Source organism: Paraconexibacter sp. (assembly GCF_059438195.1).
Map to the genome: position 1 here is coordinate 51,348 of NZ_JBLKKY010000019.1, position 13,653 is coordinate 65,000.

14 protein-coding genes and 1 tRNA gene are annotated in these 13,653 nt (G+C 73.4%); 6 read left to right on the plus strand and 9 right to left on the minus strand.

The window, feature by feature from the left end; all coding sequences use genetic code 11:
* Positions 1-29: 29 nt before the first annotated feature.
* Entirely contained in the window at positions 30-1,331 is a 1,302-nt protein-coding gene (locus tag ACME2J_RS08965; protein ID WP_495544556.1) for a hypothetical protein, read from the plus strand.
* Between the two features lie 4 nt (positions 1,332-1,335).
* Here ACME2J_RS08965 and ACME2J_RS08970 read toward each other — a convergent pair whose 3' ends face one another.
* Genes ACME2J_RS08970 through ACME2J_RS08980 form a run of 3 tightly spaced genes read right to left on the minus strand, consistent with a single transcriptional unit; the run spans position 1,336 to position 3,712 of the window.
* Positions 1,336-1,590: a hypothetical protein gene (locus tag ACME2J_RS08970; protein ID WP_495544557.1), complete on the minus strand. Its 255-nt coding sequence runs from the start codon at positions 1,588-1,590 to the stop codon at positions 1,336-1,338.
* Positions 1,587-1,904 (minus strand): hypothetical protein, encoded by a 318-nt coding sequence (locus tag ACME2J_RS08975; protein WP_495544558.1) that lies wholly within the window; start codon positions 1,902-1,904, stop codon positions 1,587-1,589. The genes ACME2J_RS08970 and ACME2J_RS08975 overlap by 4 nt, the downstream gene beginning before the upstream one ends.
* Positions 1,901-3,712: a glycosyltransferase family 2 protein gene (locus ACME2J_RS08980; protein WP_495544559.1), complete on the minus strand. Its 1,812-nt coding sequence runs from the start codon at positions 3,710-3,712 to the stop codon at positions 1,901-1,903. Before ACME2J_RS08980 ends, ACME2J_RS08975 begins: the two co-directional genes overlap by 4 nt.
* A 236-nt stretch (positions 3,713-3,948) precedes the next feature.
* Between ACME2J_RS08980 and ACME2J_RS08985 the strand changes: the two genes are divergently transcribed.
* Positions 3,949-5,493 carry a S8 family serine peptidase gene (locus tag ACME2J_RS08985; protein WP_495544560.1) on the plus strand — a complete coding sequence of 515 codons (1,545 nt, stop codon included), beginning with the start codon at positions 3,949-3,951 and terminating at the stop codon, positions 5,491-5,493.
* Between the two features lie 16 nt (positions 5,494-5,509).
* On the opposite strand, the gene ACME2J_RS08990 is transcribed toward ACME2J_RS08985, so the two are convergent.
* Entirely contained in the window at positions 5,510-6,235 is a 726-nt protein-coding gene (locus tag ACME2J_RS08990; RefSeq protein ID WP_495544561.1) for a hypothetical protein, read from the minus strand.
* A gap of 580 nt (positions 6,236-6,815) precedes the next feature.
* On the opposite strand from ACME2J_RS08990, the gene ACME2J_RS08995 reads away from it, so the two are divergent.
* Positions 6,816-7,082 (plus strand): hypothetical protein, encoded by a 267-nt coding sequence (locus ACME2J_RS08995; RefSeq protein WP_495544562.1) that lies wholly within the window; start codon positions 6,816-6,818, stop codon positions 7,080-7,082.
* Positions 7,083-7,186: 104 nt separating this feature from the next.
* On the opposite strand, the gene ACME2J_RS09000 is transcribed toward ACME2J_RS08995, so the two are convergent.
* From ACME2J_RS09000 to ACME2J_RS09010, 3 genes are all read right to left on the minus strand, one after another.
* Positions 7,187-7,259, minus strand: a tRNA-Ile gene (locus tag ACME2J_RS09000).
* A 67-nt stretch (positions 7,260-7,326) separates the two neighbouring features.
* The gene (locus tag ACME2J_RS09005; protein ID WP_495544563.1) at positions 7,327-8,427 is read right to left on the minus strand and encodes a protoglobin domain-containing protein; all 1,101 of its coding nucleotides are present in this window, start codon (positions 8,425-8,427) and stop codon (positions 7,327-7,329) included.
* Between the two features lie 137 nt (positions 8,428-8,564).
* A complete protein-coding gene (locus tag ACME2J_RS09010) occupies positions 8,565-9,467 on the minus strand; it encodes a hypothetical protein (RefSeq protein WP_495544564.1) in 903 nt (300 codons plus the stop codon).
* A gap of 130 nt (positions 9,468-9,597) precedes the next feature.
* Here ACME2J_RS09010 and ACME2J_RS09015 point away from each other — a divergent pair, with 130 nt between their 5' ends.
* Positions 9,598-10,332: an SDR family NAD(P)-dependent oxidoreductase gene (locus ACME2J_RS09015; RefSeq protein WP_495544565.1), complete on the plus strand. Its 735-nt coding sequence runs from the start codon at positions 9,598-9,600 to the stop codon at positions 10,330-10,332.
* A gap of 57 nt (positions 10,333-10,389) precedes the next feature.
* Here ACME2J_RS09015 and ACME2J_RS09020 read toward each other — a convergent pair whose 3' ends face one another.
* Positions 10,390-10,983 (minus strand): hypothetical protein, encoded by a 594-nt coding sequence (locus ACME2J_RS09020; RefSeq protein WP_495544566.1) that lies wholly within the window; start codon positions 10,981-10,983, stop codon positions 10,390-10,392.
* Between the two features lie 92 nt (positions 10,984-11,075).
* Between ACME2J_RS09020 and ACME2J_RS09025 the strand changes: the two genes are divergently transcribed.
* Both ACME2J_RS09025 and ACME2J_RS09030 read left to right on the plus strand, forming a co-directional pair.
* Positions 11,076-12,122, plus strand: coding sequence for an LLM class F420-dependent oxidoreductase (locus ACME2J_RS09025; RefSeq protein WP_495544567.1), 1,047 nt, complete (start codon positions 11,076-11,078; stop codon positions 12,120-12,122).
* 158 nt (positions 12,123-12,280) lie between these two features.
* Complete coding sequence (locus tag ACME2J_RS09030; RefSeq protein WP_495544568.1) at positions 12,281-13,333, plus strand: glycosyltransferase; 1,053 nt, start codon at positions 12,281-12,283, stop codon at positions 13,331-13,333.
* On the opposite strand, the gene ACME2J_RS09035 is transcribed toward ACME2J_RS09030, so the two are convergent.
* Positions 13,323-13,653, minus strand: a 331-nt coding sequence (locus tag ACME2J_RS09035) for a hypothetical protein (protein WP_495544569.1), incomplete at its 5' end; no start/stop codon positions are given. The two genes, ACME2J_RS09030 and ACME2J_RS09035, sit on opposite strands and share 11 nt — an antisense overlap.

Here is a 13,653-nt window from a genome sequence, read left to right on the forward strand (position 1 = left end):
TCTCATCCCACCGGGCCGATAACGGGCCCATGGGCAGGTCGTGTCATCTCCGGATCCTCGGTGAGCGGATCACCGGCGTCCGTCGTCTCGTCCGTCGCGTGTCGCTGCGGGGCGAGGACGGCATGGCGCTCATGAGCGCGATGCTCCTCATGAGCGTCATGTTCGGCTTCAGCGTCGCGACCCTCTCGATGATCGACACCCAGTCGCACGAGTCGGGCGTCACCCGGATGCGAGAGGCCGCGTTCAATCTCGCCGAGGCGGCGATGAACGCGCAGATCTACCACCTCTCGCGGGAGTGGCCGGGCGCCGGCGCCGCGGGGCGCCCGGTCCCGGCCTGCAGCGCGCAGGCGACCGGGGACCCGAGGTGCCCGGCCCCCGCGACGCTCGCGGCGCTCTCGGGCTCGATCGACGGCGGACCGTCGACGTGGTGGTCGACGGCGGTGCGCGACAACAGCGACGGCCCGGCGAAGGCGCACTACGACGACGCCCTCTCGCAAGGCGCCCCCGGCTACGACGCCAACGGAGACGACCGCGTCTGGGTCCGGGCGCAGGGCACGGTCGGCGGTCAGACCCGGACCATCGTCGCCCTCGCCCGCGCGCAGGAGACCGTCGAGGATCTCCCCCGCACCGCCGTCCTCACCGGCCGGCTCGACATCTCCAACAAGGGACGCAAGACGATCATCGACGCTCAGGGCGGATCGTCGGAGAGCGGACTCGTCGCGGTCCGCTGCACGGCGGCGCTCGGCGAGGAGACGCCGTGTCTCGGCCATGCGCTCCGGGGCGACGACGAGTCCGCGGCGTGGGCGGACACCACCGCCCTGCTCGACCACCAGATCAGCCCGAACACGATCCGCAGCGGGTACGGCCCCCAGCCGGCGATGACACCCGCGGCACGCCTGCGGCTGCGGGCGACCGCGATCGCGAGAGGCACCTACTACTCGTCGGGCTGTCCGCCGGGGCCCGGACTCCAGGGCCAGATCGTCTACATCGAGCACGGCGACTGCGCCTACGCGGGCAACGCGCAGGTCAACTCGCCCTCCGCGCCCGGGATGGTCCTCATGGCCCGGGGCTCGCTCTCGATCGCCGGGACCGTGCGCTTCCACGGCGTCGTCTACCACGCCAACGAGGAGCAGGGCGCCCACCCCGCGGTCCAGGTCCAGGGGAACGCGACCGTCTTCGGGGGGATCCTCGTCGACGGCGACGCCACGACGGTGGCGGGCTCGTCGAGCCTCAACGTCCGCCTCGACCACGACGTCTTCGCCGCCGTGCGTTCCTTCGGGTCCGCCGGCGTCGTGCAGAGCACGTGGCGGGAGATCCACGCCGCGTACTGACGCGTCAAGAGGCCCGACGCTCTCCGTCGATGTCCGCGGCCGGCCCCTCGTCCCGCCTGTCCTCCTGCTGTCCGCGGGCCTCGCACGCGTCATGGATGGACACGAGGAGGGCGAGGCGCACGTCGTCCGATCCCAGCGTCTCGATGGCCGCGGCGGCCGCTTCGAGCGAGCCCTTGGCCTCGAGCTCGCGAACGAGCGAGCGCCCCTCGAAGAGCAGCGCCGCGATGGCGTCTTCACGGTCGGAACGCGCGCGTCTCACAGGCCCGCGACGGTCTCGAGGACGGCCTTCTCGAAGGCCGCGCACCTGGCGCCGACGGGGAGCTCCGCCGCCTCCCAGGCCGCTCGGTCGGCCCCCGGCCCGCCAGATGTCCGCGGTGCTCGATCGGCGGGGATGGGGCGCAGGCAGAGAGCGTGCGCGGGAACGGGTCTCGCCGACAGGAGCGGCGGCGGCGGCGGGCTCCCCGACGGGGGGCGGTCCGCCGCGGGACCCCACGGGTCGGCGATGCGCAGCGACGCGAGAGCGCCGATGAGGACGACGAGCGCCGCAGTCGCGGAGGACCAGCGTGCCCTCATCGGATCGCCTCCGTCATGGGCTGCCACGCGAGCGCGACGACGGCCGCGGTCGCGGTGAGGGTGAGCGCGAGGACGCTGAGCGTGGGCGCCCGCTCACGGATCGCGCGAGCGGGCCCGACCTCGGTGCGGACGCGGCGGTGCTCGAGACCGATGGTGACGGTGAGCATCGTGAGGACGGCCGCGAGGTTGAGTCCCACGAGGCAGAGATAGCCGCCGGCGGCATCGTGGCCGTCGACGGCGACGTACGCCGCCATCGACCCGATGCAGAGCCACGCGAGCGCGAGGAAGGGACCGTAGAGCCGGTGCCCCGGCGGGAGACCGCCGGCTCGGCTGCCCTTCGGAGTGATCATGTAGGGACGCCTCACCCTCAGCAGGACGTTGACGACCGCCGAGAAGACGACCGGCCAGCGTGCGATGTCGAGGATCGGCCCGCGCCACGAGAGGGTGATGCCGGCCGGCTGGAAGAGATGCCGCGTCGACCACCACATGAGGGTGGACGTGAGCAGCACGAGGCCGAAGGCGACGGCGAACTCGCTGGGGACCACGTCGGCGATCGGGCGTCCTCCGAGGAGCGCGATGATCGGGAGGAGCCAGAGAACCACGCACGAGATCGACCACAGGCAGTACCAGCTCTGCGCCATGAGGAACTGGAACGCCTGACGCGGGTCGTAGCTGCGGACGAGCCGCGGCATGTGGTGCAGGAGGATCTGCACCATCGAGTAGGCCCACGCGAACTGCTGACCGAGGTAGGTGGACAGGTCGGTCGGGCCGTCGCCGCGCGCGATCAACTCCGGCACGTACACACCGCGATAGCCCTGCGCGGCGAGGACGACGGTGTCGAGGTGGTCCTCCGCCCGCGTCGGCTGAAAGCCTCCGATCTCCTGCACGGCCGACGTCCGATACGTCGTGTGCGACCCGATGATGAACGGCGTGCGGGTGTGGCCATAGAAGCCCATCTGCAGGGGCCCCTGCAGCACGACGTCCTGCTCGGCCTGTCCCCGGGCGACCCAGGAGTCGACGTTCGCCACCACGCTGGGCGCCTGCACCCACGCGACCTCCGGATCCCGCAGGTGCCCGAGCGTCCGGTCGAGGTAGTCGCGACGCGGGACGTGGTCGATGTCGAGCTGCACGAAGGCGTCGTATTCGTACCCCTCGCTGCCGACGTGGTCGAGCCACGCGTTGACGTTCCCCGCCTTCGTCTTCTCCTGGAACGGCGGCCCCGGCCGATTCCAGCGTTCGACCCCGCGGCGGGAGAAGTGACGGACGCCGAACGCCTCGGCGAGCGCGCGGACGTCCGGGTCGTCGCCCTCGTCGAGCACCCAGCTCTCGTGCGGATAGCGGACCCGTGACAGCGCCGCGAGCTGCCGGGCGACGACGGCGAGCGACTCGTGCGACGGCACGCAGAGCGTGATCATCGCGACGCGCATGCCGGTCGGCGCGGGCGGTGACGGGGGCCGGCGGGCTCTCCCGGCGAAGAACCAGTAGAAGGTCGGCAGGAGCGTGACGAGATAGGCGAGGGCAGCGGTCGCCAAGAGGAAGAGCGGCGTGGAGCCGCGATGGCCGGGCGCGAGCCACCAGGCCCAGAAGGACGCGTTCACCGCGACCCAGACGAGCGTGAGCACCCCGTAGGCGGCCTTCCGGCGTGCCGTGAGCACCGGCTCGTCGCCGACCTCGACCGGCCGGCCGGAATCGGGATAGTCGATGGCGGCGATGCGGGCTCGACCGTCGCGAGCGCTCTCGCGCGCTCGTGAGCCGGCGGCCTCCTCCGCATCGGCGAGCGCCGTCTCACTCGTGGTCGGGCAGCTCATCGGGAGACCGCCTGCGTCGAGGAGCGCATCGGCGCACGGAGGCCTGGGACCGGGCAGGGGTCACTGCGGAATCGCATCGCTTCTCCTTCGTCGATTCCTACCCCTCGGCATCCACTACCCCGTTCCGGCGCGATGACACGTGCGACGCGCCAAGCAGTTGCAGGTTTCACCTGCACCGGACGTGGTTAGAGGGCTATGCAACACGGAACGAGCAGGGGTATGTGAGAGGAGATGCCTTGCGTCCCCCTGCTTTCGCGGCGCGCTGCGCCGTCGCGTGCGCTTCGGCGTGCGCCACGCTCTTCGTCGGACCCGTCGACCCCGCACTCTCGGCGGCCGAGCGCGACCCTCTCCGCGAGAGGCAGTGGGGGCTCTCCGCCGTGCGCGCGGACCCGGCGCTGTCGGTGAGCACGGGCGAGGGTGTCGTCGTCGCCGTCGTGGACAGCGGCATCGACCTCGACCACCCCGACCTCGCCGGAAAGCTCCTCCAGGCGCCGGACCTCGTCGACGGCGACGGCGTCCCCGACGACGACCACGGCCACGGCACGCACGTCGCCGGCATCATCGGCGCCGTCGCCGACAACGGCATCGGGGTGCACGGAGCGGCGCCCGGGGCGAAGATCCTGCCGATCCGCGTCCTCGACGCGTCGAACCGCGGCACGAAGGCGAGGGTCGCGCGCGGCATCGATGCGGCCGTCGCCGCCGGCGCACGCGTCATCAACCTCTCGCTCACGGCGGGGCCATACGCGCCCGAGCGCGTCCTCCCCGATTCGGCGCTGACGCAGTCCCTGGAACGCGCCGCGGCGGCCGGCGTCGTCGTCGTGACCGCAGCAGGGAACTTCGATCTGCCGTTCTGCTCCCAGCCCCTCGTCACGCGCCGCATCCTCTGCGTCGGCGCGATCGACGAGCAGCGCTTCCGCGCCGCGCACAGCAACTACGGGTACCGCGTCGACATGGTCGCCCCCGGGGCGCGCGTTCTCTCGACGACGATCGACGACGGCTACTCCTCGATGTCGGGCACGTCACAGGCGGTCCCGCACGTCGCGGCCGCCGCCGCCCTGCTGCTCGCGCAGGGACTCGACAGCGAGGGGACCATGCAGCGGCTCGTCGGGACGGCTCGGGATCTCGGCGCTCCCGGTCCGGACGGCATCTACGGGTACGGCATGCTCGACATGGAGGCGGCCACCGGCGCCTCCGCGGTGCCGCGGCGCCGGTCGCCCGCGAAGCTGCGGGTGCGCCGCGCGGAGGTCGAGGACGGTCGCCTCGACGTGCTCGCGGAGATGACGGCGCGCGCGACGGGGCGGCTGCGAGGCCGCTTCACGGCCCGTGGACGCTCTCACGAGATGGAAGCGGAGATCCGCGACGGCCGGGTCCGCATCGACGAGCGGCTCCCCGCCCGGATGCGCCGAGCGCGGACTGGCATCCTCCGCCTCACCTACGGGGGCGACGGGCGCGTGGGCCCCGACGCGGCGCGCGTGCGAGCCGCGCGGCACGAGGCTCGGCTGAGGCGCACGGGGTCGAGCATCACCGGCGGCCGCCTGCACGTCAGCGGCACGATCAGCTCGCGGGCGCGTGGCGTGATCCGCGTGCGCTACGACCACCGAGGGGCGAACGGGAAGCTCTCGTCGCTGAGGTTCCGCTCGGCCATCGACGACGGTGGCTGGGAGGTGGACGAACCCCTCCCGGTCGCTGCCGCGGTCCGCGGGCACCTCTCGATCCGGTTCACCGGGGACCGGGAGCGTCACGTCCAGGGTGAGCAGATCACGAAGGCGGTGGGAGGCTGAGACCTCCGCCTCGCGGTCACGTCCGCGTCACCGTCTCGACGCGCCGTCGCGGCGGGTCGGCCGCTTCGCGGTCTTGCAGCTCCACGGCCAAGGCGTCGAGGGGATCCCGGTCGGCGCGTCCCGCTCCCTCTCCGTCGGCGAGAAGCGACCGGGCTCGCGTCACCGGCTCCAGGGCGGCGTCGACGCCCGCGACCAGCTGCTCGACGGACGCCTCGAGCCCCGCGCGCCAGTCGACGATGCGGGAGTGGGCCGACTCGACGCGCCGCGCGAGCTCCCTGCGTGACTGCGCCGCCGCCTCGACGAGACGTCGCGACCTCTCCCGCTCGGCGTCGAGCTCGGCGCGGAGCCCTGCGACGGCCTCGCCGAGCTCCGCGACGCGCGCTTCGAGGACGGTCGCGCACTTGGCGCGGGTGTCGAGCTCGGCCCTCAATGCGTCCAGGCGAGCCCGCAGGCGGCCGACCACGGCACTCGAGGCATCGCGGGCGCCCGCCGCGGGGCCGGCCTCCGCGGCGGGCGGCAGGGGGCTCGCCTCCGATACGGCGTGCCGGAACGCCTCGCGCTGCTCCTCGATCCGCCGAAGAGCGGCCTCGTGGGCCGCGACGCGCCGGTCGAGCTCGTGCCGCAGCAGCGTCGTCTCCGCCCAGCTGCGCTCGCGCTCGTCATCGAGGGCCCGCTCGAGAGCCGCGCTGCGCTCGCGCTCGCGCTCGATGGTCTTCTCGAGGTCGGCGGCGGACGGTCCCATCCGGTCCGGCCTTCGCGACACGGACGTCATCCTGCCTCGCCTTCCGCGCGCGCTCCGGACCGATGGGGCGCGACGCCCGGCTCGGGTCGTGCGCGCGTCGGCGCGGGTGCGGACGGCGACGAATGCCGGACCGCGACCCCGCTGATCTTCCTGGCTCGGGAAGCGTCCGCCGCGTGCGGTCGCCACGAATGCCGCGGCTCGTGGTGCGGGGTCTGGGGGGCCTGCGCAGAGCCGCGCTCGCGCGCCGGGCCGTTCGACGTTCGCTGCATGGGCGCTCCTGTGTCGGGGCCCTACCCCTGCGAGGCGGTACCGCCTGCGACGGGATCGCAAACAGCCGAGTGACGCAGCCCGAGACGGTCAGGCGCGTGCGCCGCGCCCGAACACGGACGCGCGCTCGACGACCAGTCTGGCGGCTCGATCGATGAGGTCGGTCGAACGTGCGAAGGAGCCTCCCGCAAGGACTCGCAGGCCCCTGAGGCGGCGCACCTTGGATGCGGACACTTGTCGGATTCGGGTTAGTCGCCAGCCCGAGGGGGGACCCGTTCGGTACAGCAGCCGCTTGCCGACCGAGGAGGGACTCATGCGGCGTACCACCCCTTATCCCGTGTATCGAGCGGCAGACCTCACCGAGGCGCAGGTCGAGGCGATCTCCGACCTCATCGACGCTGCCGGACGGGTGCAGTCCGTCTGGGTCGTCGAATCAGACCTCAAGGGCACGGACATCGACGACGCCGTCACCGTCACAGTGCTCGCTTCCGTCAGCGAGGCCCGCACGCGTCGCAGCGAGACCGTCGCGGTGGTTGCGGCCGACGGGGATCTCCTCGCCAGGACCACCAGGGCCGCATAGGCGGGCCGGGCGTCGGAGTCGGGGCGGCCGGCAGCTCTGCTCGCGGGTGATGTCGAGCGCCCCCGCAGGGCACGCGTACGACGCGGCCCTCCAGATCACACGGATGGGCCGACCAGGACTCGAACCTGGATCTGACGGATTATGAGTCCGCTGCTCTCACCATTGAGCTACCGGCCCGCCGTAGCGGGACGGTAGCTCAGTGGGGTGATGGCGACGTTCCCTGCCCAGGGGAAGTGGTGGCGGATCAGGCGAGCGAGACGTTGTCCTTCGTCGCCTGGGCGACGATGCCCTCCATGCCGCCGTTGATCTCGGCGATCATCGCGGAGATCTCGCTGACAGCGGAGGCGGCCTTCTCGAAGCTCTCGCGCGACCGGTCGGCGCCCGACTCGACGGTCTCGACCTGCGACTGGGCGCTCTCGAGCGCCGCCGCGACCTCGCCGATCGAGGCGGTCGAGCCCTGGTTGTGCGAGGCGATCGTGCGCAGCGAGTCCTCGGTGCGCTCGGCGAGGCGGCGGACCTCCTCGGCGACGACCGCGAAGCCGCGACCGTGGTCGCCGGCGCGGGCGGCCTCGATGCGGGCGTTGAGCGAGAGGAGCTTCGTGAGCTCGGAGATCTCGCCGATCTCCTTGACGATCGAGCCGATGCCTTCGATCTGGCCGCGGAGGACGCCGAGCTGCTCCTCGACGGTCGCGACGGCGCCGCGAAGGCCGTCGACGGCCGTCGACGTCGCGGCGACGGCCTCGGCGCCGGCCTGGGCCTCGTTCGCCGTCTCCCGGACCGCGGCGGTCGCCTCCTCGGTCTGGGCGGCGACCTCCTCGCTCGTCGCGGTCAGCGACTCGAGGAGGGAGGCGAGGCGCTCGTCGCGCGCGTCGATGAAGCTCTGCGCGACGATCGCCTGGTCGGTCTGCGTGACGCGACGCCAGGCGAGGAGCGCGTCGGCGAGCGCCTGGGAGTCGTGCGAGAGGCCCTCGCAGAGGACGCGGACGACGATCTCGTCGATCTGCACGAAGGCGCCGAGGTAGGCGCCGAGCGGGAGGCGGATCCGGTCGTGGACCCGGCCGATCTTCACGCGGCTCTCGGCGACGTCGTCGTCGTAGCGGCCGGTGAAGAGCCCGCCGAAGTAGTCGATGAGCGTCGCGCGGAGGCGATCGACCGAGGAGTGGCGATCGATGATGTCGCGGAGCTCGGGCTGCGAGAGGACGTGGTCGTAGAAGCTCTCGGCGACCGCCTCCGCGTCGACGGGGTGCTCGGCGATCGCGCGGTGCAGGAGCTCGAGATGGCCCGCGCCGAGACCGACGTAGCGGGCGATCGCGACATGCCGCGGATCGCGGAGGCCGTCGGGCATCGCATCGGACGTCATCGGGGCGGCGGGAAGGGACACAGCAGTTGGCTCCTCGGACGGGGAAGGGTCGCCTTCGTGTTCGACGCCTCCCCGCGGATCTTGAGCCGAGCGGGGAGGACGCTGCCCCACCCGAAGACGCCTCAGCCGGCGTCGGCGACCGCGCGGCGCAGCTCGCGCGCGGACACGGGGCCCTCGAAGCGCTCGCGGACGACCCCGTCGCCGTCGATGACGAACAGCCAGGGGAGGCTCGGGAGCCGGTAGCGGCGGCGGGCGCGCCTCGCCGCCCGGGCCCCGGACGTCCGCTCGCCGACGACGACCGCCCGCACGCCCTCCCGCGCCGCGACGGCCCTCGCGGCGCGCGCCGCCCCGTCGCACGACCGTGCCCCGCAGCCGCCCGCCCCCGACTCGAAGACGAGGACGAGCGGCTCCGCGCCGCCCGCGTCGACGACATCGACGGTCTCGAGCGAGACGCTCACGGAGCGGTTCGACGCGGCCGGCCGGACCGGCAGCTCCGCGCCCGGCGCGCGGTCGCCGACGCGCGGCGGGCCGTCGCGGCGCGCCCGCACCTGCCCGGACATCGGGGCGGTCCGGACGAGGCGCCCGTCGAGCCGTGCGACGGCGACGAGCACCCACTCCCCCGCGGCCGGGAACGCCATGTCGGCGACGTAGATCGAGCGGCCCTGCGCGAGCCGCTCCACGCGGGCCTCGACCGGCCCGACGAGCCCGGCGCCGTGGGGGCGCGCGCGGTAGAGGACGACCTCGGCCCCGGGGAGCTCCTGCCCCGCCCCGTCGGCGAGAGCGAAGGCGAGCCGGTTCCCGCCCGGCTCGAGCACGGAGACGGCCGGCTCGAGCGTGGGGCCCTCGGGCAGGCTCTGCTCGAGGGCGCCGAGGACGCGGCCGTCCGCCGCGGGGAAGGCCTGCGGTCCGCTCGCGGGGATGGGGTCCGGCGCGGCGACGGGACGCTCCTCCACGCCGCAGCCGGCGAGGAGAGCTGCGGCGGCGACCGCCCCGGCGAGGCGGTGTCGGGGACGGGCGCCGGACATCGAGCGCGGATCCTAGGGGCTCGCCGCCCGGGAGGAGCCGGTCCGCCGCACGGGGCCCGTCGGCGTCTGATTGACTGGCCGCGCACCGCGGCGGGACCCGCCGCACGAACGGGACAGAGGAGAGAGTCAGATGGCAGAGCGCGCCGCGATCGTCACCGGAGCCTCGAGCGGGATCGGCCTCGCGATCGCCGAGATGCTCGGCGAGGAGGGCTACGCCCTCACCGTCGCCGCACGCCGCCCCGAGAAGCTCACGGCGGCGGCCGACGGGCTCCGCGCGAAGGGCTACGAGGTCCGCGAGTTCGCGGGCAACCTCGGCGACGAGGAGACGATCCAGGCGGTCGCCGACGCCCACCGCGACGCCTACGGCCGTCTCGACGTCCTCGTGAACAACGCCGGCGTCGGCATGGGCGAGAACGTCGACGATCTCACGACGAAGAAGGTCGACATCCAGCTCAGCACGAACCTGCGATCGATCTTCCTCTTCTACCGCGCGTGCATGCCGATGCTCCGCGCCGCCGGTGAGGAGCATCGCAACGCCCTCGTCGTCAACACCTCGTCGATCTCCGGCAAGCAGGGCGAGCCGTGGCTCAGCGTCTACTCGGCGACGAAGCACGGCGTCGTCGGCTTCACCGAGGCGATGAACAAGGAGCTCGGGAGCGCGGGGATCAAGAACACCGCCCTCTGCCCCGGCTTCGTCGACACGCCCATGACGGACTTCGTGAAGGAGCACGTCCCGGCGGAGACGATGATCCAGACGCAGGACATCTCCGAGGCGGTGCGCTACCTCCTCAAGACGTCCCCGGGGTGCGTCATCCCGGAGATCCAGTTCGTCCAGCCGGGCGGCGGGGCGCTCCCCGGCATCTGAGGCCGGGTCCGGGCCGGGCGGGACGCCGGGCCGCGCTGGACGCGGCCCGGTCCGCCGTCAGACCGTCTCGAGGACGCGGCCGTCGCCGCTGTGCTCGCCGGCGCGGCGCTCGAGGAGAGCGTCGCGCTCCGCCTCCACCGCGGCGAGAGCGGCCTCGTACTCGTCGAGGCGGCGGAACGGCCGCAGCCAGCTCCAGCCCGCCTTCCCCTTGAGCTCACGACCGCGGTAGGCGTCGCCCGGACGCCCGAGAAGGCGCTTGCGCGTCGCCTCCTGCGCGGCGCGCTCCTCCGTGCGCTTCGCGAGCAGCTCGCGGTGCTCGCGGATCGCGACGCGGAAGTCGACGTCCTCGTCGGAGAGGAGCGACGCCTCGAGGTGGCTGCGGAGGATCGCGAGCTCACGACGCGTCGCCTTCCGCGGGCGCTTCGCGACCGTGAACCGGTCCCACGCCTTCGCGAAGGAGATGAAGCTCGTGCGGCCGCCGCAGCGGTGCGCGGCGAGCATCGGGCAGACGCCGCCGTCGCGATCGGTGTAGGCGCCGACGATGATCTCGTTCGCCCGGATGCCGTCGAGCATCGCGATGCGGGTGGTCGTCGGCAGGCAGTCGATCGCGAGACGGAGGTCGTCGATGGGCGAGCGGTGGCGTCGTGACATAGGGTGTGGCCCCTCCTGAGGGCGGACCGCACCGTACCAGCGCCCTCGACCGCCGTCCCGGAATCCCTGCCTGCTGAAAGGAAAGTTGCGCGATGAAGCTCGGCGTCCACATCGGATACTGGGGTCTCGGCCTCACACGTGACGACCAGCGGGAGATCGTCCAGGAGGCGGAGCGTCTCGGCTACGACTCGGTCTGGACGGCGGAGGCCTACGGGTCGGACGCCGCGACGATCCTCGGCTGGATCGCCGGGCAGACGTCGAAGATCCGGATCGGATCGGCGATCTTCCAGATCCCCGGCCGGTCGGCCGCGATGACGGCGATGACCGCCGCGACGCTCGACCAGCTCTCCGACGGCCGCTTCATCCTCGGGCTCGGGTCCTCGGGCCCGCAGGTGAGCGAGGGCTGGCACGGCGTGCGCTTCGGCCGGCAGCTCGCGCGGACGCGCGAGTACGTCGACGTCGTCCGGATGGCGCTCGCCCGCGAGCGCGTCGAGTACCACGGGGACTCGATCGACCTGCCGCTGCCCGACGGCCCCGGCAAGGCCCTGAAGCTCACGATCGCCCCCGTCCAGGAGCGCATCCCGATCTTCATCGCGGCGATCGGGCCGAAGAACACCCAGCTCGCCGCCGAGATCGCGGACGGCGTCATCCCGACGCTGTTCTCGCCCGAGCACGTGACGGTGATGCGCGAGGAGCTGAAGATCGGCGTCGAGCGCGCCGGAGGCGGCAAGACGCTCGACGACGTCGAGATCGCGCCGACCGTGCAGTGCTACGTCGGCGACGACGTCGAGGAGGCGCGCAACCTCATGCGGCCGTTCCTCGCCCTCTACGTCGGCGGGATGGGCTCTCGCGACAAGAACTTCTACAACGAGCTCGTGAAGCGCTACGGCTTCGAGGACGCCGCGAAGGAGGTCCAGGACCTCTACCTCGACGGCAAGCGCGAGGAGGCGATGGCCGCCCTCCCGGACGAGCTCATCGACACGGTCTCCATCTGCGGGCCGCGGGACGCCGTCCGCGAGCGGCTGCGGGCCTACCGCCACGCGGGCGTCGGCACGCTCGGCATCACGCCGATGGCGTTCACGAAGGACGCGCGGCTCGAGCAGCTCCGCGCGGTCGCCGAGCTCCTCTCCGAGATCTGAGCACGCCGCTCACCGTCCTGCTCGGGGCCTTCGGGGACCCCGGGCACACGTTCCCGGTCATCGCGCTCGGGCGAGCCCTCCGCGCCCGCGGCCACGACGTCACCGTCGAGACGTGGGCGCGCTGGCGCGACGACGTCGAGGCCGAGGGCCTGGGCTTCGTGGCGGCGCCCGAGTACGACGTGTTCCCCACGCTCGGTCGCGTCCTCAAGCCCTACGAGGCCGTCGCCCGTGCGACGCAGGACACCCAGCCGCTCGTCGACGCGCTCAGGCCCGACGTCGTCGTCGCGGACATCCTCACGCTCGCCCCCGCGCTCGCGGCCGAGCGCGCCGGGATCCCGACGGCGACGCTCGTGCCGCACGTCGATCCACGCCCCGACCCGGCCCTCGCGCCCTACTCGATCGGGGCGCGTGCCCCGCGGACGGCGGCCGGACGCGCCGTGTGGTCGCTCGCCGACAGGGTCGTCGCGCGCGGGCTGGAGCAGGGCCGCAGCGAGCTCAACGACACGCGCCGGCGCCTCGGGCTGCCGCCCGTCTCCCGCTTCCACGGCGGGATCAGCGAGGACCTCTGCCTCGTGGCGACGCTTCCCGCGCTCGAGCCGGCCCGGCAGGTGCCGCTGCCCAACACGCACGTGGTGGGAGCGCTCCAGTGGGAGCCCGAAGCCGAGGACGTCCCCCTCCCCCCGGGCGACGCGCCGCTCGTCCTCGTCGCCCCCTCGACCTCGCAGGATCCCGAGCACCGCCTGCTCCGGGCGGCGCTCGAGGGCCTGGCGGACCTTCCGGTGCGCGTCCTCGCGACGTGGAACCGGCGCGTCCCCGATCCTCCGGTCGACGTGCCCGACAACGCCGTCCTCGTCGACTGGCTCTCCTACGCGCGGACGATGCCGCGGTGCGACGTCGTCGTCTGCCACGGCGGGCACGGGACGGTCGTCCGCGCGCTCACGAGCGGCTGCGTCGTCGTCGCGCTGCCCGCCGCAGGCGACATGAACGAGAACGCGGCCCGGATCGACCGCGCCGGCGTCGGCGTCCGGATCCCGCGGCGCTTCGCGACCCCCCGGGCGCTGCGTCTCGGCGTCGGCCGCGCGCTCTCCGACCCGCGCCTCGCCGAGCGCGCCCGCGGCCTCGCGCGCGAGGCCGCGGCGGTGGACGCCGGCGCCCGGGCGGCCGAGCTCGTCGAGGCGCTCGCCCGCCGCGGGGCCGCCGCTACTTCTTGATCGTCACGGTCTTGCGTGCGGTGCCGACGTTGTCGTCGGCGTCGCGCGCCGTCGCGTAGGCGCGGATGCGCAGCCTGCCGTAGCGGCGCAGGAGGCGCCGGCTCGATGTCGACATCCGCGCACGCGCCGTGCGGGTCGTGCCGCCGCGGACCGTGAAGGTGACGCGACCGAGCCGGATCTCGCGGCGCAGCGGCTTGCGCTTCGCCTTCTTCTGCGGAACCGTGAACACGGTCGCTCGGACGCGGCAGCGCTCCTCCTCCTCCGGGCAGGAGACGGTGATGCGCAGCGTCCGCGGGCGGCTGTACCGGACGCGCCGCACG